The organism is Synechococcus sp. R65.1, assembly GCF_047461755.1.
GTDB lineage: Bacteria > Cyanobacteriota > Cyanobacteriia > Thermostichales > Thermostichaceae > Thermostichus.
The window spans coordinates 68,307-86,988 of the sequence record NZ_JANSHU010000010.1 but is presented as its reverse complement, the minus strand read 5'-3'; the positions used below and the strand labels follow the sequence as shown (position 1 = coordinate 86,988).

Sequence of the window (18,682 nt, the reverse complement as noted above, 5' to 3'; positions counted from 1 at the left end):
GGCATGGACAACAGCAGGGGGATCACTACCCAGTCGGCCAGAGGCTGTAAAACTACTCACCGTCCTGTGGCTAGCTGCGTGCCCCCCTGAACGCAAAAGGGAATGTCGGATCCCAAGCGGGCCGCCAAGTGCTGCAGTTCTCTGACCGTCAGGCCCAAGCCCCAGAGCTGGTTCAACCCCACCAGAACTGCCGCTGCATTGGCCGAGCCGCCTGCCAAGCCCGCCGCCACGGGGATCTGCTTCTCGATGTGGATCTCCACCCCCAGATTGGTCTGGCACTCCTTTTGCAGCAGCTCAGCCGCGCGGTAGGCCAGGTTGCGGGCATCTGCCGGCACTTCCGGGTGAGTACAGATTAGGTGGATCCCGTGGGGGCGGCGCTGGAGACGCACGCGATCCGCCAAAGCGATGCTCTGCAGGATCATGGCCACCTCGGAATAGCCGTCGGGGCGGGATCCGAGGATCTCTAGGTAAAGATTGATCTTGGCGCGGGCAACCAGGGTACAGGCTTGCATGGGAAAAAGCGAACAACATTTTCAACTCCCCTCAGCCCGTCCAGAGACTCACTGGGGAGCTCTTCCAGCTTATCCCTGGCGGTGACCCGAGCTGGGGCCAGGGGGCCAGCTCTTTTTTGCGGCAGCTATCTAGAACTGATAGAGTTTTGGCACCGCTCTACCTCTTCCCCCTCCCATGAGCAAGCCCAAGGTCGGTATCCTCTACAACGACGCCAAGCCTGCCGCTAAACGCAGCAGCGAAACCCTTTCCCGCTGGTTTCAGGAGCAGGGGTGGGAAGTCTGTGTGGCCCCCAATTGGGGCGGCGTCCTCGGCTACGCCAAGCTTGACAGTCCCGTCTGCTTGACCAAGGTGGACAGCCTGGCCCCCGCCGGCTTTGACGAGAACATGAAGTTTGCCGTAGTGCTGGGGGGAGACGGCACCGTTTTGGCAGCAGCCCGGCAATTGGCTCCCAAAGGGATCCCCTTGCTGGCCGTGAACACTGGCCACTTGGGCTTTCTGACGGAGACCTACCTAACCCACCTAGAAGAGGCGGCCAAGGCAGCCATTGCCGGCGAGTACATTCTGGATCGCCGTAGCATGTTGCTGGTGCAGGCCTACCGCGACAACGAATTGCGCTGGGAAGTGCTTAGCCTCAACGAGATGGTGCTCCACCGCGAGCCTTTGACCAGCATGTGCCACTTTGAAGTCACCATTGGGGAGCACTCCCCTCTGGATGTGGCCGCCGACGGCATCATTTTAGCCACCCCCACAGGTTCCACCGCCTATGCCCTTTCTGCAGGAGGACCGGTCATCACTCCCAGCCTGCCCGTGCTGCAGTTGATCCCTATCTGCCCCCACTCGATGGCCTCACGGGCTCTGGTCTTTCCCGATTCGGAAGAGGTGTGGATCAGCCCCGCCAGCCCTCAGCCGCTGGTTTTGGTAGCGGACGGCAATGCTGGCTGCTACATCCTGCCAGAAGACCAAATTCGCGTCGTCCGCGCCCCCTACTGCACAGACCTGATTCGCCTACGCCGACCGGAGTTCTTCCGGGTCATGCGTGAGAAATTGGGTTGGGGCCTGACCTATGCTTCTAAGCCTACCTCGGTAGAGCTGCCCTAGCTTTCGCTTACTGCCTCTTAAGCTGCAGCTCGCCGCCCAACCACGGCGTAGAAAGGATCCCTGCCCCCTCCGGCCAGAAAGGCAAGCCAACTCAGGGGAGCAGGCCGCTGGATGACTTCGACGATCTCAAACCCTGGCACCGCCTCGAAATAGCGCTTGACCAGCTCCACCCGCTCTGCTTCCGAGCTGTCCCGCCAGGCTTGGATTGCCTTCTGGAAAAACATGCGATTGGAGAAGCTGACAATAAACAGACCTTGGGGCTTGAGGATGCGATGCACCTCGGCAAACACTCGCTCCGGCTGCTGCAGGTATTGCACCGAAACCGCGTTCAGCACGGCATCAAAAGTGCAGTCCGGGAAAGGCAGGAGTGGGTTTTGGTTGAGGTTCTGGACGAAGAAATGGTTAAGCCGAGGGTTAGCCGCCAGTTCTTCGGCATTCATCCCGTGCCCTTCCACATGGGCAAAATCCATCTCCGGCGGCAGATGGGAAACCCAACTGCTCATTAGGTCGAGAATGTGAGTTTGGGGCCGCAAGTAATGGCGGTAGAGATCCGTGAGCTGGCCGATGAAGCCAGCATCTACATGGGTTACAAGGCGGGGGTAGCTGTAAAAGAGGGCATCGTCGCTGGGATCTAGCTTGGAGCGCTGCCAATCTTCAAGAACTGCCATGGCCAAAATCTCCAACGTCCTCCGAAAAGGAGCCAGGTAGCAGGACAAAAGGAGAAGTCTGCTTCTTGCCATTGACTTTGAAAGGCACAAGACCAACTCGGCTTCCCCGAGCCAGTCCCAAAGCCCCTCAGGCCAAGCCCTTGCGCAGCACCCCCTGCACCAGCAGCACTGACACCACCACAAACCCCGTCAAGAGCCCCAGGGATCCCGCTAGGGTGAGATTGCCCCAGGGAGCCTGTAGCACCACATCGGCAAAGCTCCAGGTGCTGGTGCGGTAGACGTGGCGAATTGGCTCGATGGCAAAGGTGAGCGGGTTAAGGCTGGCCACCCAGCGCAGCCAGGTGGGCATGAAGCTGAGGGGAGCCAAAGCCGTGCTGGAGAAGATCAAAGGCAAGTTGACCAGAAAGATAAAAGCCAGCAACTGCTGGTGCCCCGGCATGGCAAAGGCTAGGCCCAAGCTCAGGGCAGTGAAGCCCAAGACCAACAGGCCCACGATCAAGGCCACCACCGCCAAGCCCCGCACGTCTGGGATCCCGCCGCCGAGGACGTAGTCTGCCCCCACGATTGCCGCCGTCTGCAGCAGCGCCACGCTGACGATGAACAGGCTGGAGGCCAGCACAATGGAAAAGCGAGAGGTGAGGGGAGCCACCAGCAGTCGGTTTAAAAATCCGAACTCCCGGTCGAAAATCACCGGCACCCCCGCATTCAAAGCCCCGCCAAAGGCCGTAAACACGATCACGCCTGCTCCCAAAAACTGGGTGTAGTTTTGCCCGGCCCCAAAGATGCCAGTAGGGGCATTCTGAAACAAGGCTCCAAACAAAATCAACCAGAGCAGCGGCTGGATGATTCCAACCAGCAGGGTTACAGGGCGACGCTGCAGTTGGATAAACAAGCGGCGGGTGAGGGCAAAAGTTTCCTGCCAAAATTCTGCTGTCAAAAGGGGAATTGGGCTGGATTGAATTGGGGAAGCAGCAGAGGTCATACGAAGGCTCCTGCAAACTTGGTAAGGATTGGGAATCAGGGAAAAACTACTTTTTCTTGCCTAAGTTGGACTCGGCAGCTGCCAGCTCTGCATCCAGGAGGGTTTGCCCGGTTGCCGCCAAATACACGTCGTCCAGGCTGGGGCGAGATTGGGTACTGCTGAAGACCTCCAGCCCGTGGGCCTCAAGGTGGGCGCGGATCTGGCTGAGGGGATCCTCCCCATTCCGCTGCACCACCAAGTTGAGGGCATTGCCCTGGGCGCTGTTGATCACCACCTTTTGGACAAAGGGCAGAGAGGCCAGCAGTTCGGCACCCCGCTGGGCCAGTTCTGGTGGGGCAAACTCCTGCAGCTTGACGGTGATGCGCTCGCCGCCGACGCGGGCTTTCAGCTCTTCTGGGGTTCCTTCGGCAATCAGCTTGCCGCGGTCGATGATGGCCACCCGGTCAGCCAATAGATCGATCTCTTCCAGGTAATGGCTGCTGAGCACCACCGTGACGCCGGTGTTTCTAAGCTGGCGCAGAAAGTCCCAGATGGCCTGCCGGCTGGGGATATCCAGGCCCACCGTGGGCTCGTCCAAAACCAGCACCTGGGGCTGGTGGAGCAGCCCTGCCGCCAGATCTAGGCGTTTGCGCAGGCCGCTGGAGTAGGTGCCGATGCGTTGGTCGGCACGGTCGGCTAGCCCCAGCAATTCAAGGACGGTGGCAATCCGCTCTCGGGCCAAGGACCGCGGCAGGTGGTAGAGGTCGGCCTGCAACTGCAGCAATTCTCGCCCCGTCAGCACCTTATCCAAAGCCACCTCCTGGGCAACAAAGCCCAGCTTTTCGCGTACCGCCCTGGGGTTTTCGTTGACCGGGATCCCGCACACCTCGATCCGGCCCGCGTCAGGGCGCAGCAGGGTGCACAGGCAGTGCAGAGTGGTGGTTTTGCCGGCGCCGTTGGGGCCAAGAATGCCGTAGATCTGGCCGGGCTCTACTTGGAAGGAGACATCCGCCACAGCCACCGTGGAGCCGTAGCGCTTCTGGAGGTGTTGAACCAAGACCGCAGGAGTATTTGACATGGGCATCCACCTTTCGCTCCCTCTAGGCTAGCAAGCTGCATAAGAAACCGAGCCTAGGGCTCTCCTCTAGTCCTTGATTCACTGGACAATGAGGACTCGGTCCCGCTGACGCGAGCGCCGCTGCGTGGCGTAACGAACTTTCTGCCTTGACGTGGATTAGCTGCGCTAGTAGACTTGCAGGTGCATCTTTATCTGGTAGGCACTTCGCCTAGGCTAAAGTAGGCTCCGTCTTTAGCCTGTGTGCTCGATCAAGAGCAAGGAGCAACTACCTGCAGCTCGCGGGGAAGTCACACCTGCGGAGATCCCTCTGGCGGGGTAGTAGGAGTTAAGCCTACCACTAGCTACGGGTCGTGGAAGCAGGAAGAAAGCCTCAACCTGGATCAAAAGTCCGCTTTTGTCCGGGGTTGTATAAGTCTTTCAGAGCGGTATAGTGGTACAGGCCATTGGGCAGGTTGCGGGCGGCAAACCCTTGCCAACTGTTGTGGAGATGAAGGCTGAAGCCAAAGCTTGCCTGCCGGCCTGGAAAGACCGAGCTTTCCCCAGAAAGGGGGGATCTGGTGCAGCCTTTGTAGCTTTAGTAGCCTTTGCCCTTGGCCTAGTCGGCTGCGGGGAGGCAACAACTCCGCCTAGCCCGCTAGAAAACGTCTTTTTGCGGGCCGATGACTTTGAAATTACGGGGGGATCCCCAACAGCAGGTGCGGTGGGGCCTTACCTCCAGTTCAACGTGCGGCGGCGGCGGGACAACCAGATCTTGAATCGCCCTTTTAACGTCTATGTGGAGAACGCAGGGCTGGCGGAAGGGCGACCTCCTCTAGTCGATAACCAAAACCGTCCCATCCTGCTCCAGCGCTCAGTGGCCTTTTTGGGCAATGGCCTGGATCTAAACAGGGATGGCCAGCCGGATCCACCTCCCCAGGATCCCCCCAGCCTTGACAGCGGCCCCTTGCTGCCCTACGCGCCCCCCAACAACTGGCAAAGCCGGGCCGTCCTCGCCTACGTCCCTGGCCAGGCCAACATCCCTGGACGTGGCCCCAGTGACCGCTTCGGCTTCTACTTTTCTTCCATCCTGCCCTACAGGGGGCAGCTTCGCTTTCGCATCCGCGACGAGCTGGGCAATGCCCCTGCCCGCCTCTTTGAGATTACTTATCCCCCAGCACCCAGCCGGGCCAATGTCACTGTCACCTTGACCAACGTCAGCGCCAGCGCCCAGGAACCCGTGCTCATTGCCATCTGCAACCAGTTGGGAGCTGCTGCCGTGGTGGGCTTGCGGAGCGGCACCTTTACCGAGCTAGTGGATCTTTTGCCAGCCCCCGGCTTGCCAGTGGAGCCCAGCTTGAGTGAGCCCATCCGCTACGTGGCCGAGGCCTATCAGTTCAACCGAGAGCGAGCTGTTATCCGCGTCTCCCAGAATCCTGAGGATCCCAGCCGGATGAGCGTTCCTCTCTTGGGATCCGAGGGCGCGACCGGGCGGGCCGACCTAACGATGGTGAGCGCTAGTGGGGATCGCCTCACCTGCTTTAACGAGCAGCTCTCTAATCTGCGAAATGTATTTCCCGACTTCTTTAGGTAAAAAAATTGCCACTTGGCAACCCGGCGAACCAAGGCAAGCTGGGGCATTTGCCCTGGTTTTGTTCATAGCAAACCTTTTGGCCTTTCTTTCCCCATCGGCAAAGTCCAGCCTGACTTAGGGCTGCCCCCTTTTCCTGTAGGATTGATTGCGATATGCTAGTCTTCCATATCTCAAAAGGCGTGGACTGCTCCAAGACTGTTTCTTCACCCTATGAATCCGGCTCCCATCCTGAACGCAAGCTGGCACTTCCAAGAGCGGGATAGCTGTGGCGTCGGGTTTTTGGTAGATCGCCAGGGAAGAGCCAGCCACGAGCTGCTGCAAAAAACCCTCGCTGCCCTTGCCTGCATGGAGCACCGCGGCGGCTGCGGCGGGGACAGCCAAAGTGGGGATGGAGCCGGTATTGCTACAGCTATTCCCTGGAAGCTGCTGCAGGCAGAGCTTGAGGCCATTCGAGCTTGGGATCCCAGCCGCAGTGCAGTGGGCATGCTGTTTTTGCCCCAGGATCCCGCTGAGTGCCAGGCAGTGCGCCAGCTCATCGACGACTACTTGGTGACCACGGAGTGGGGGCAGCCCATCTGGCGCCAGGTGCCAGTTAATCCAGACTGCCTGGGGCCGATGGCGCGGCAGACCCTGCCCTCCATCTGGCAGATGCTGCTTACTCACCCCACGCTGGAGGGAGACGAGCTGGAGCGGCAGCTTTACCTCTTGCGGCGGCGCCTGCGGCAACAGGTGGAGAGCCGGTTTGGCGTTCATTCCCCCTACTTTGCCTCCCTCTCCTGCCGGCTGATTGTCTATAAAGGCATGGTGCAGTCAGCCGCGCTGGGCCAGTTTTACCGCGATCTGCAAGACCCCCTCTACACCACTGCCTACGCCACCTACCACCGCCGCTTCAGCACCAACACCCTGCCGCGGTGGTCCCTGGCCCAACCCTTCCGCTACCTCTGCCACAACGGCGAGATCAATACCTACCTGGGCAATGTCAACTGGATGGCTGCCCGCGAGTCCTCTTTGGCCCATCCCTTTTGGGGCGAGGCCATTGAGGAGCTCAAACCCGTCATTGACCCCGGCACCAGCGACTCAGCAGGCCTGGACGCGGTCTTCGAGCTCTTGATTGCCTCGGGCTACTCCAGCCAGCAGGCAATGATGGTGCTGATCCCGGAGGCCTACCGCCACCAGCCGGAGTTAGCCAGTCATCCCGAAGTGGCCGACTTCTACGAGTTTTTTGCCGGCCTGCAGGAAGCATGGGATGGGCCGGCCATGGTGGTCTTCTGCGATGGCAAAACTATTGGAGCCACGCTGGATCGCAATGGCCTACGCCCGGCCCGCTACGCCCTTAGCCGCGATGGATTGCTGGTGGTCGCCTCGGAAGTGGGGGTGGTTTCCCTGCCGGAAGCCGAGATCCTAGAAAAGGGGCGGCTGGGGCCAGGGCAGATGCTCATGGTGGATCTGCAAAGCGGCCAGCTCTACAAAAACTGGGAGATCAAGACCCAGGTGGCAGCTCAGCACCCCTATGGGGAGTGGTTGAAGACTTACCGCGTTCAGCTTCCTAGCCAAGACTTTGAGAGCGCCCCGCAGCTTACCGAGGAGCAACTCCTCCAGCTGCAGACGGCCTGCGGCTACTCCTTGGAAGATGTGGAGATGATCATCGAGGAGATGGCGGCCACAGGCAAAGAGCCGGTTTTCAGCATGGGAGATGATGCGCCGCTGGCGGTGCTCTCCACCCAGCCCCACCCCCTTTATGACTACTTCAAGCAGCGCTTTGCCCAGGTGACCAACCCCCCCATCGATCCCCTGCGGGAAAGCTTGGTGATGTCTTTGGACATGTACCTGGGCTCCAAAGGCAACCTGCTGCAGATCCGGCCCGAGCATGCTCGCCTGCTGCACCTACGCAGCCCCGTGCTCAACGAGGCGGAGCTGGCCGCCCTGCAGCGCACGCCCTTTCCTTGTCGCACGCTGCCGACCCTCTACCCAATCGCCGCCGGGCCAGCAGGAATGGCTGCCCAAGTGCGGGCCCTGTGCCAAGAGGCAGCGCAAGCAGTGCGGGAGGGAGCAGAGATCTTAATCCTCTCGGATCGGGGCCTCAGCGCTGAGCAGGCCTTGATCCCGCCTCTGCTAGCCGTGGGAGCCGTCCACCATCACCTCATCCAGGAGGGGCTGCGCCTACGCGCTTCTCTGGTGGTGGAGACAGCCCAGTGCTGGAGTACCCACCACTTTGCTTGCCTAATTGGCTATGGAGCCAGCGCCGTCTGCCCCTACCTGGCCTACGAGGCGGTGCGCCAGTGGTGGCACAAGCCCAAGACCCAGACCCAGATGGCCAGTGGCAAGCTGCCCCAGGTTTCGGTGGCTGAAGCCCAATTGCGGTACCGGGCAGCCATTGAGGCGGGGTTGCTCAAGATCCTCTCCAAGATGGGCATTTCCCTCCTCTCCAGCTACCACGGGGCCCAGATCTTCGAGGCCATCGGCCTTAGCCAAGAGGTGATCGACCTGGCCTTCCGCGGCACGGTGTCGCAGGTGGGGGGAATGACGCTGGCGGACTTGGCTCGCGAGGGCATGGTAAATCACCAGCGGGCCTTCCCCCAGCTCACCTCGAAAAAGCTGGAGAACTTTGGCTTTATCCAAGCGCGGCCTAAGGGCGAGTACCACATCAATAGCCCAGAAATGGCCAAGCTGCTGCATAGGGCCATCGCCTCTGGACAGCCCGATCACTACGAGATCTACCGGGCCTATTTGCGCAACCGCCCCCCCACGGCCCTACGGGATCTGCTTGACTTTCGCAGCGACCGGGATCCCATTCCCCTGGAAGAGGTAGAGCCCGTTACAGCCATCTTCAAGCGTTTTACCACGGGGGGGATGTCGCTAGGGGCCCTCAGCCGCGAAGCCCACGAGACCCTAGCCATTGCCATGAACCGCATCGGTGGCAAGTCTAACTCCGGCGAGGGCGGAGAGGACCCAGAGCGCTACCTCCCCATCACCGATGTGACGCCGGAGGGAACCTCGGCGCGGTTCCCTCACCTTAGGGGCTTGCGCATGGGGGACAACGCCAGCTCGGCAGTGAAGCAGGTGGCCTCGGGCCGCTTTGGCGTAACCCCTGAGTACTTGGTCAACGCGCAGCAAATCGAGATTAAGATTGCCCAGGGCGCCAAGCCAGGCGAGGGCGGGCAACTGCCCGGCTCAAAGGTCAGCCCCTACATTGCCAAGCTGCGCCGCTCCAAGCCAGGGGTAACCCTGATCTCGCCGCCGCCCCACCACGACATCTACTCCATCGAGGATCTGGCCCAGTTGATCTTCGACCTCCACCAGGTCAACCCCCAGGCGCAGGTGTCGGTGAAACTGGTAGCGGAGGTGGGCATCGGCACGGTGGCAGCAGGGGTAGCCAAAGCCAATGCCGACATCATCCAGATCTCCGGCCACGAAGGGGGTACAGGGGCCTCTCCCCTTAGCTCCATCAAGCACGCAGGCTCACCCTGGGAGCTGGGCTTAGTGGAGGTGCATCACGCCCTCTTGGAAAACGGCCTGCGGCAGCGAGTGATTTTGCGAGTGGATGGCGGCCTGCGCACCGGCTGGGAGGTGGTGATGGCGGCCATGCTGGGAGCGGAGGAGTTTGGCTTTGGAACCGTAGCCATGATTGCCGAGGGGTGCATCATGGCGCGGGTGTGCCACACCAACAACTGCCCGGTGGGGGTGACGAGCCAAAAGGAGGAGCTGCGCAAGCGCTTCCCTGGCACTCCAGATCAGGTAGTAACTTTCTTTACCTTTGTGGCCGAGGAGGTGCGCCAGATCCTAGCCCGCCTAGGCTACCGCTCCCTCAAAGAGGTCATTGGGCGGGTGGATCTGCTCTGCCCCCGCGCCGACGTGGCTTTGGAAAAAACCCAGTCTCTCCAGTTGGACTGTCTGCTGCGAACTCCCCCTGGCTTTGATCCTCACCGTCAGCCCGAGTGGCTAGACCATGAGCCGGTGCACTCCAATGGCCCGGTGCTGGACGAGCAGATCCTGGCCCGGCCTGAGGTGCAAAAGGCTATTGAGACCTGCGGCACAGCCACGTTGGAACTCCCCATCGCGAACACCGACCGCTGTGTGGGCGGGCGCATCGCCGGCACCCTGGCTCGGCGGTATGGGGATGGGGGCTTTGCCCAGCAGGGGGGGCTGTTGGATCTGCGCTTTGTGGGCACAGCCGGCCAGAGCTTTGGGGCCTTTACCCTGGCGGGCATGCGCCTCACCCTGACGGGAGAAGCCAACGACTACGTGGGCAAGAGCATGTGCGGCGGCGAAATCGTCATCCTAGCTCCCCCAGAAGCCCCACGGGATCCGGCGGAAAACGTGATCCTGGGCAACACCTGCCTGTACGGGGCCACGGGCGGATCCCTGTTTGCCAACGGCCAGGCGGGAGAGCGCTTTGCCGTACGCAACTCCGGTGCCCAGGCAGTCGTCGAGGGGGCTGGCGACCACTGCTGCGAATACATGACCGGCGGCGTGGTGGTGGTGCTGGGCCGGGTGGGCCGCAACCTGGGGGCAGGCATGACCGGCGGCCTGGCCTACGTGCTGGATGAGGAGGGCAACTTCCCCGCCAAGGTCAACGGCGAGATCGTGCGCATTCAGCGGGTGCAAACCGCAGCAGCGGAAGCGCAACTCAAGGGCCTGGTCCAGGAGCACTACCGCCGCACCCATTCCCCCAAAGCTGAGCGCATCCTCAAGAACTGGGAGCGCTACCTCCCTCTCTTCTGGCAGGTGGTTCCCCCTTCCGAAGAGGGCAGTGAGCTAACGGATCCCGCCCGATCCCAGCCAGCGGCAGTGCAGTCGTAGGAGTTTCAGGGTCTGTTGGTAACACTTCTTATCCCCACGGCAGCTAAGGGAACTGGTAAACTGCGAGGGTGTAGCTGGTTTTTATCTGTTTTAGCTACCTATGAGTTCCAGCCTGGAAGCCGCCAAGATTCAGGCGCGAGTACCCAAGGAGACTATCCTGACACCGCGCTTCTACACCACCGATTTCGAAGCCATTGGCAAGATGAGCCTAGGGGATCGGGAGGCCGACTTCCGAGCCATTCTGGAGGAGTTTCGCGCCGACTACAACCGCCACCACTTTGTCCGCGGCGAGGAGTTTAACCAAGACTGGGAAAGTCGCCTCGATCCGGAGGCGCGTCGGCTGTTTGTGGAGTTTTTGGAGCGCTCCTGCACGGCAGAGTTCTCCGGCTTCCTCCTCTACAAGGAGTTATCCCGTCGGCTGAAAAAGACCAACCCCATCTTGGCCGAGTGCTTTGCCCTCATGAGCCGGGATGAAGCCCGCCACGCCGGCTTCCTCAACCGGGCCATGGGCGACTTTAACATGGCCTTTGATCTAGGCTTTTTAACCAAGCACAAGTCCTACACCTATTTCGCGCCCCGCTTTATCTTCTACGCCACTTATCTTTCCGAGAAGATTGGCTACTGGCGCTACATCCTCATCTACCGCCACCTAGAGGCCCATCCTGAAAACCGCATCTACCCCATCTTCAATTTCTTCAAGAACTGGTGCCAGGACGAGAACCGGCACGGCGACTTCTTTGCCCTTGTGCTTCTTAGCCAGCCACGGCTGCTCAGGGGATGGGTAGCTGAACTCTGGTGCCGCTTCTTCCTGCTGTCGGTGTTTGCCACCATGTACCTCAACGACGTGGGCGAGCGCCCGGGTTTCTACCGCCTCCTCGGCCTGGATCCCCATGCCTATGACATGGAGGTAATCTACAAAACCAACCGCGAGGCGGCTAAGGTGTTCCCAGTGGTATTGGATGTGGAAAACCCTGAGTTTGTGCGGCGGCTGCAGAAGTGTATAGCCAACAACGCCAAACTGAGGGAGATTGAGCGGGGATCTGGCCCCTTCAAGGGTCTGCGCAAGCTGCCGCTTTACCTCAACAACGCCTACCAGTTCCTGCGGCTGTTCTTACTCAAACCGCGCAAAGCTGGCTTCTACCTGTGGGAGGAGCCAGAGCCTCGTTTTGAAGGAGCAGTCGTTTCCGCCTAAGCCCTCTTGCCCTAGCTGGATACCCGTACAGCCTTGCTAGGTCAGCCATGAACATTGCTGCTGGGATTACACCGCTCTTTTTGCTGGGAACGCTGGCCTTTTTGGGTTGGGGCTTCTGGCGAGCCCGCCGGCGGGGATCCCTAGCCGTCTGGATGTGGCTGCAGGGATCCCTGCTCCTTTTGCCGTGGGTGATCTTCCTGGGGCTGCTGCTGGTGGGGGTTTACCTCAACTTTGCCGGCTTCTTGCTGCTCTTGCTGGTGTTTACGGGGCTCTACATTGCCGTGGGGCGCAAAACCCGCCAGTTGGCCCAGCAGGAGCTGCAAGCGCGGCGGCAGCAGTTGGCTAGTTTAGAGGGGCAACCAGAAGGGGCAGCGGAGGCGTCGACCCAGGCTGGGGCGGAGCCAGCAGGGTTTCTGCGCAAGATCTCCGCCGAGGATTTGCAAGCTATCCAATCCATCTTCAGCCTGGACACCTTTTTTGTTACTGAAACCATCCCCTATGGGGAGGGGGCCATCTTTAAGGGCAACCTCCGCGGGGACGCCGAGGTGGTCGTACCCCTACTGGTGGAAAAGCTCAAAGAGCGCGTGGGCAGCCGCTACCAACTGTTTTTGGTCGAGGATGCCTCGGAAAAGCCGGCGGTGGTGGTTCTGCCAGACGAGATAGTTAACTACCGCGCCTCGAGGGGAGCCCAGATTCTGGCCGCAGGCCTAATGCTAGCTAGCTTTCTGGCCACCCTAGAGGTGGGGGCCAACTTGCTGGGCTTCCGGCTGTTGGAGGCGCCAGGGCGCTGGGTGGAAGCTCTGCCCGTGGCAGCTGGGATCTTTGCCATTTTGCTGGTGCACGAGACCGGACACCGCTGGATGGCCGGCAAGTATGGGGTGCGCCTCAGCCCCGCTTTTGTTATCCCCAGCCTAGGGATTGGCACCCTGGGATCCCTAAACCGCATCCAATCGCCGGTGCCCAACCGCAAGGCCCTCTTCGACATCGCCTTTGCCGGCCCGGCGGCGGGCGGTCTCCTTTCCTTGGTGGTGCTGCTGGTTGGCCTGAAGCTCTCGGGCGCTGGAGGCGTGTACGTGCCTACGGAGATCTTTCGCAGCTCCATCCTGGTGGGCACCCTGGCGCGGCTGGTGCTGGGATCCCAGCTACAGGCGGAGCTGGTGCCCATTCACCCCTTCGTGGCCGTGGGCTGGATTGGGCTGGCCATCACCGCCTTGAGCCTGCTGCCTGCTGGCCAGTTGGACGGGGGTCGCATTGTGCAGGCCGTGTATGGGCGTAAGACAGCAGCCCGCGCCACGGTGATTACCCTCATTGCGTTGGCCGTGGCAGCCATCAGCAACGTCTTGGCCCTCTACTGGGCGCTGCTCATTCTCTTTATTGCTCGTGAGCCGGAGCGTCCCCCGCAAGATGAGATTACGGAAACCGACGGCCAGCGGGATGCCTTGGCGCTGCTAGCCCTCTTTTTGATGGTGATGACCCTGCTGCCAATTGCCCCCGCCTTGGCGGGCTTCCTCAACCTCCCCAACGGCTAAATGTCGCTGCCAGGAAAAGGCTTGGGCCCCAGCCGAGAGGACCAAGAAAAGCACCTGCAGGCCCTGCTGGTTCAGGCTGTCCACCATCACCAGCGGGGGCAACTGGAAGAGGCCATCTCCCTCTACCAACAGGTGTTGCAGGCCCGGCCCGCCCACCCGGAAGCGCTGCACCTTTTGGGGGTCTGCCGACAGCAGCAGGGAGTCCTGGAGGAAGCCATTGCCCTGATGCAGCAGGCCTTGGCGCAGCAGCCGTGGTTTCCCGACGCCCACTACAATCTGGCAATTGCCCTCAAGCAGGTAGGTTACCTGGAGGAGGCAAAAGCTCACCTCCAGCAGGCGTTGGAGCAGGGGGGGCCGGATCCAGAGGTCCTGTACCAGCTAGGCCTGGTGCTACGGCAGCAGGGGGAGTGGGAGGCGGCGCTGGTGCCGCTGCTGCAGGCTCTGGAGTTGCAGCCGGGCTTTACCGATGCTGCCCATATCCTGGCCATCTTGTTGCGCGATTGCGGGCAAGAGGAGGAAGCGGCCAAGCTGTTCTACCAACTCTGGCAAGCGGATCCAGCCGACTTGGCCGCCGCCCTGGGCTGGTGTGTCAGCCAGTTGCCCCTGCTCTACGACGCCCCGGAACAGATAGCAAGCGCTCGCCAGCGCTACCGCCAGGCCCTAGAAGAGGTCAAGGCCCGCTGGGAGCAACTGCCGCGGGATCCAGAAACCCTGGAGCAAGCGGCTGCCGGCGTCGGCTCTGTCCAGCCTTTCTTTTTGCCCTACCAGGGCCAGAACGACCGCGAGCTGCAGCAACTGTACGGATCCCTAGTGGGGGAGGTCATGGCGGCTCGCTACCCCCAGCCTTCCCTCCCCCGGCAGCGACGTCCTGGGCGGCTTCGGGTAGGCATCGTCTCCGGCCTGTTCCGGGATCACTCGGTTTGGAAGATCCTAACTCGCGGCTGGGTAGAAGCTTTGGATCGCTCCCAAGTGACCCTCTACGGCTTCCACACCTCGGCCATCCAAGACGAGATCACGCGCTCCCTGCCCTCTCGCTTTGAGCAGTTTGTGGCCGGATCCCGCAGCTTAATGGAGTGGCAGGCAGTCATTCGAGAGGCCCAACTGGACGTGCTCCTCTACCCAGAAGTGGGCATCGACCCGGTCTGCGCTCAACTGGCTGCCCTGCGTTTGGCGCCGGTACAGGCCATGGCCTGGGGCCATCCCCAAACTTCCGGTCTACCAACAATGGATGTCTTCATCAGCAGCGAGCTGATGGAACCGCCGGACGGGGCCAGCCACTACACTGAGCAGCTCCTGCTCCTGCCCGGCCTCGGCACCTACTACATCCCCTCGGAGGTTGCACCTGCTTCTGTAGACTGGCAGGCCTGGGGGGTGGATCCCGACAGGGTGCTCTACCTTTGTGCCCAATCCTTGTTCAAATACCTGCCCCAATACGATGAGGTGTTCCCCCGCATTGCCCGGGAGGTGGGGCGGTGTCAATTCCTATTCCTCCAGGGCCGCCTTTCCCAAGGGATCCGCCAGCGCTTTTGGCAACGGCTGCAGCGAGCCTTTCGCGCCTACGGCCTGGCCGCCGAAGACTACGTGCTGCTGCTGCCAGAGCTCTCGCCCGCCGAATATGCCGCCTACAACGCTCTGGGGGATGTTTACCTAGACAGCATCGGCTGGTCTGGCGGCAACACCACCCTGGAAGCCTTGCCCCACGGCCTGCCCATTGTTACCTTGCCGGGATCCCTGATGCGGGGCCGCCATACCTACGCCATCCTGCAGCAAATGGAGCTCCACGAAACCATTGCTTCTAGCCTGGATGAGTACGTTCAGATTGCCGTGCGGCTGGGCTTGGACGACCGCTGGCGTGAGGAAGTGGGCCGGCAGGTAAAAGCCCGCCAGGAGCGGGTCTACCGGGATCCCGCCCCCATCCGCGCCCTGGAAGCGTGGCTGCAAACTCTGAAGAGCTGAGGGGGAGTTTACTGGCCGGAGTCCCGACCTTCCAAACGGCAGAGCAGTTGCCGCATCAATAGCTCCCGCTGGCCCAAAGAGAGGTGGGGAGCAACCGCGCTGGAAAAATGGGGCATGGCTAGGGTGACGCGATCCAGCAAGTCAGCACGGCGATGTTGTTGCTGGATGGCCCAGGCCCGCTGCACAAGGTCTGCAGCTGTTTCCAGCTCCAGCCCCGCCTGTTCGGCTAGCCAAGCGGCTAATTGTTCCAGGTCGGGATCAAAGCGCAGCCGGTACATGTAGATTAGCATCCCGATCCCGAGCACTAGGCCTACGGCGCTGGCCACATAGGCAGCCTTAACGGAAGTTCCCGGCAGATAGGCCACCGCCGACACGCGTAAGATTTCATAGGGGATGCGAATCAGGCTGTAGCCGACGACATAGGTCCAGACCCAAGTGCCATCCTTAAGCTTGGGAAAGCGCCAGAACATCCCCATCAAGAGGGCAAACAGAACCAGGTTAAGGAGGCTTTCGTAAAAGAAGATGGGGTGAAAAAACTCAAACTGGCTGTGTTCCGGCTCGCGGGCCTCGGGAGGGATATATATCCGCAAAGGCCAACTGCTGTCAGGAGGAATGGGGGCACCGTAGGCCTCGGAGTTGAAAAAATTGCCCCAGCGCCCAATGGCTTGGCCTAAGATCAAGCCGGGGGTAATCACATCGGCGTACTTCCACCCGTTGATCCCGGTGGCGCGGCAATAGAGGTAAAGGGCAAGCGCCCCTGCCAAGATCCCACCGTGGATGATGATGCCTCCCCGCCAGATGGCAAAGGCCAAGAGGGGGTTGTCTCGGAACTCTGACCAATGGGTGAGGACGTAGTAGAGGCGGGCGCCCAGAAACCCCGACACCACTAGCCACAGGGCCAGAGCTTCAACCCGCTCGCCGGCCTTGCCCGGCTCTTTCTCAAGGTGACGGGCCTCCGCTAGGGCTTTGGTCAGGATTAGGCCAACCAACACGGCAATGCCCATCAGCAGGCCGTACCAGCGCAAACCTAGCCCGCCCACCAGGGGAGTGCTGGGGGGAAAGCGGAAGACAAATTCTCCGGGCGAGCTAAAAGTAAGGCCTAGCAGCTCAGTACCCCGTAGATTCATCCCCATCACGCTCTGCACCCCCAATCCCCCAACTTAGTTCCAGCAGTTAGCTTCCACGCCGCGCCAGTAGGACGAATTTTCCGGTTGCGCTCCTAGTCTCGCAACACGTAGCCTACCCCGCGCACCGTCTGGATGAGGCGCTTCTCTCCTGGAGCTTCGATCTTAAGACGCAAGTAGCGAATGTAAACCTCGATGATGTTAGAGTCGCCTGCAAAGTCGTGCCCCCACACATGCTCCAGAATCTGCTGGCGGGTGAGCACCTGGCGGGGATGTTCCATGAGGTAGCGCAACAGCTCGTATTCTTTAGCGGTCAGCTCCACCTGGCGCTCTCCCCGCCTCACCTCCCGCGTCACGGGATCCAGCGTTAGATCCATGAACACCAACTGGCCATGGGGGGATCCCTTGGGGTGCTGCAAATAGATCCGTATCCGCGCCAGTAACTCCTGAAGGCTAAAGGGTTTCACGACATAATCATCCGCCCCGGCCTCCAGCCCTGCCGCCCGAGCTGCCACCTCATCGCTAGCCGTCATTAGCACCACCGGCACGCGGTTGCCCGTCAAGCGCAACTGGCGACAAACCTCCAACCCCGAGATCTCGGGCAACATCCAGTCCAAGAGCACCAGGTCGGGGTTTTGGGTGCGGGCTGCCGCCAGCCCCGCCGTGCCATCGCCGACCACACTGACTCGGTACCCTTCATAGGTCAGCCCAGTTTCCAGAAAACGGGCCAACTTGGCCTCATCTTCGATCACCAGAATGTGGGCAGAGGAGGATTCCGGCTCGGGCATATTCTCTCCAGAAGAGGCGGGAAATCGGCTCCCTGCCCACCAGCATACCTTAGCCATTGACAGGCGGGGTAACGTGAAGCCTGCGCCAGCTACGTGTCCCACAAGCGGCTGCTGCCTGAAGGAGAGATTTGCTGCAGCTACAGGATCTCCCAGCTATCCCCGAAACCGAGGGTGGCGAACACTTAGATTAACCCCCACTCCTCCTACGCTCGGCTGATGACGAGTAGGTGCGCCCGCGCCAAGAGCGGGGCCGGCTGAGGGCCGACAGGATCACTCGCAGGACGGCCAAGGGATCCGCCAGCGGCGAAGCCCAAAACGTCCAGGGGGGATCTTGGTAGGAGCCGCGAATGCCCACAAGGACTCCCAGTCGCAAGGCAACTAGGCCCAGGTTAAGACCCAGCAGCACCTGCTCCGTTAGGGAAAAGGGGAACCCCAGCCCGGCCTTGAGCCCCAGACCCCCAACCGCTAAGACTGGGATCCCTTGGGTAAGCACCAGTAGGGCGATATCCCCCCACAGTTGGGCTGCAGGAGTGGCATCTTTCAAGTCCAGGGATCGGCCCCACTCCCGCCAAGTTTCGGCCAAAGAAGTGTACATGCGCACCTTGAGCAGGTGCCGACCGTTGCAGAAAGCTACCTTAAAGCCGGCTGCCGCAATCTGCCGCACCAGGGTGACATCGTCGCAGAAGGAGGCCCGCGCCAGCGTGTAGCCGTTCATGGCTTCTAGCACCGAGCGGCGCACCAACATGCACTGCCCATTGGCCATCGTCCGCTCTGGCAGGGTAGTAGCAGTGTCCCCTGGCGCTCCATAGCGGTAAATTAGGGTTGCCAAAAGAGCTGGTTGGAGCCAGCCTTCCCCCCAGTGCTGCAGGATAAACTGCGGCGCCAGGGTGAGGAGATCCAGCCCTTTGGCCTGGGCAGTTTCCAGCAAGCGCTCCACCAAGCCCGGCTGGGGGCGGGTATCGGCATCAATGCCCAAGATCCACTCAGAAGCGGGATCCGCATGGAGAAATCCGTAGTGCAACGCCCAGGGACGACCCACCCAGCCGCTGGGCAGGGGATCGTCGGTCAAGAGGCGAAAGCGGGGATCCCGCTTGGCCATCTGCAGCACTTTTTCGCGGGTGCCATCCTGGGAGCGGCTATCCACCACCAGTACCTCGCGCACGACCGCTCCCTGGCGGTGCAGCCCTTCCAGGCAGGGATCCAGGCGCTCGGCTTCGTTGAGGGTAGGCAGCAAGACGCTGACCAAGCCCGGCGGAAAAGGGATCCCCGGTTGACCAGGAGGGAGAGGAGAAGGACGCCACAGAGAGGGCAGCAGCCGGGCCAGCAACACCGCCGCCATCGGCAGCTGTAGGGCCAACAAACCCAAGGCAGCCGCATCCTCCATCGGGATCGCGTGCGTATCCAT

13 protein-coding genes are annotated in these 18,682 nt (G+C 61.2%); 6 read left to right on the top strand and 7 right to left on the bottom strand.

Going from position 1 to position 18,682, the window contains the following annotated elements; translation table 11 throughout:
• Window positions 1-56: 56 nt before the first annotated feature.
• Entirely contained in the window at window positions 57-512 is a 456-nt protein-coding gene (gene ispE / locus NW814_RS06385; RefSeq protein ID WP_414405634.1) for a 4-(cytidine 5'-diphospho)-2-C-methyl-D-erythritol kinase, read from the bottom strand.
• Window positions 513-687: 175 nt separating this feature from the next.
• Between ispE and NW814_RS06380 the strand changes: the two genes are divergently transcribed.
• Complete coding sequence (locus NW814_RS06380; protein ID WP_414394708.1) at window positions 688-1,611, top strand: NAD(+) kinase; 924 nt, start codon at window positions 688-690, stop codon at window positions 1,609-1,611.
• A 17-nt stretch (window positions 1,612-1,628) separates the two neighbouring features.
• Here the strand turns inward: NW814_RS06380 and NW814_RS06375 are convergent, their stop codons facing one another.
• The 3 genes from NW814_RS06375 to NW814_RS06365 form a co-directional block, all read right to left on the bottom strand.
• Window positions 1,629-2,279: a class I SAM-dependent methyltransferase gene (locus tag NW814_RS06375; RefSeq protein ID WP_414405633.1), complete on the bottom strand. Its 651-nt coding sequence runs from the start codon at window positions 2,277-2,279 to the stop codon at window positions 1,629-1,631.
• 127 nt (window positions 2,280-2,406) lie between these two features.
• Window positions 2,407-3,261: an ABC transporter permease gene (locus NW814_RS06370; RefSeq protein WP_414394712.1), complete on the bottom strand. Its 855-nt coding sequence runs from the start codon at window positions 3,259-3,261 to the stop codon at window positions 2,407-2,409.
• Between the two features lie 46 nt (window positions 3,262-3,307).
• On the bottom strand, window positions 3,308-4,324 hold the full coding sequence (locus NW814_RS06365; protein WP_414405632.1) for an ATP-binding cassette domain-containing protein: 1,017 nt from the start codon (window positions 4,322-4,324) through the stop codon (window positions 3,308-3,310).
• Between the two features lie 463 nt (window positions 4,325-4,787).
• Here NW814_RS06365 and NW814_RS06360 point away from each other — a divergent pair, with 463 nt between their 5' ends.
• The 5 genes from NW814_RS06360 (at window position 4,788) to NW814_RS06340 (ending at window position 15,365) form a co-directional block, all read left to right on the top strand.
• Window positions 4,788-5,888 (top strand): hypothetical protein, encoded by a 1,101-nt coding sequence (locus tag NW814_RS06360; RefSeq protein ID WP_414405631.1) that lies wholly within the window; start codon window positions 4,788-4,790, stop codon window positions 5,886-5,888.
• 210 nt (window positions 5,889-6,098) lie between these two features.
• Entirely contained in the window at window positions 6,099-10,688 is a 4,590-nt protein-coding gene (locus NW814_RS06355; protein WP_414405630.1) for a glutamate synthase-related protein, read from the top strand.
• A gap of 100 nt (window positions 10,689-10,788) precedes the next feature.
• Window positions 10,789-11,880 (top strand): magnesium-protoporphyrin IX monomethyl ester (oxidative) cyclase, encoded by a 1,092-nt coding sequence (gene acsF, locus NW814_RS06350; protein ID WP_414405629.1) that lies wholly within the window; start codon window positions 10,789-10,791, stop codon window positions 11,878-11,880.
• A 47-nt stretch (window positions 11,881-11,927) separates the two neighbouring features.
• The gene (locus NW814_RS06345; protein ID WP_414405628.1) at window positions 11,928-13,409 is read left to right on the top strand and encodes a site-2 protease family protein; all 1,482 of its coding nucleotides are present in this window, start codon (window positions 11,928-11,930) and stop codon (window positions 13,407-13,409) included.
• 21 nt (window positions 13,410-13,430) lie between these two features.
• Window positions 13,431-15,365 carry a tetratricopeptide repeat protein gene (locus NW814_RS06340; RefSeq protein ID WP_414405627.1) on the top strand — a complete coding sequence of 645 codons (1,935 nt, stop codon included), beginning with the start codon at window positions 13,431-13,433 and terminating at the stop codon, window positions 15,363-15,365.
• An 8-nt stretch (window positions 15,366-15,373) separates the two neighbouring features.
• Here NW814_RS06340 and lgt read toward each other — a convergent pair whose 3' ends face one another.
• From lgt to NW814_RS06325, 3 genes are all read right to left on the bottom strand, one after another.
• Entirely contained in the window at window positions 15,374-16,498 is a 1,125-nt protein-coding gene (lgt, locus tag NW814_RS06335; RefSeq protein WP_414405626.1) for a prolipoprotein diacylglyceryl transferase, read from the bottom strand.
• An 86-nt stretch (window positions 16,499-16,584) separates the two neighbouring features.
• Window positions 16,585-17,277 (bottom strand): response regulator transcription factor, encoded by a 693-nt coding sequence (locus NW814_RS06330; RefSeq protein WP_414405625.1) that lies wholly within the window; start codon window positions 17,275-17,277, stop codon window positions 16,585-16,587.
• 187 nt (window positions 17,278-17,464) lie between these two features.
• Window positions 17,465-18,682: a glycosyltransferase family 2 protein gene (locus tag NW814_RS06325; RefSeq protein ID WP_414405624.1), complete on the bottom strand. Its 1,218-nt coding sequence runs from the start codon at window positions 18,680-18,682 to the stop codon at window positions 17,465-17,467.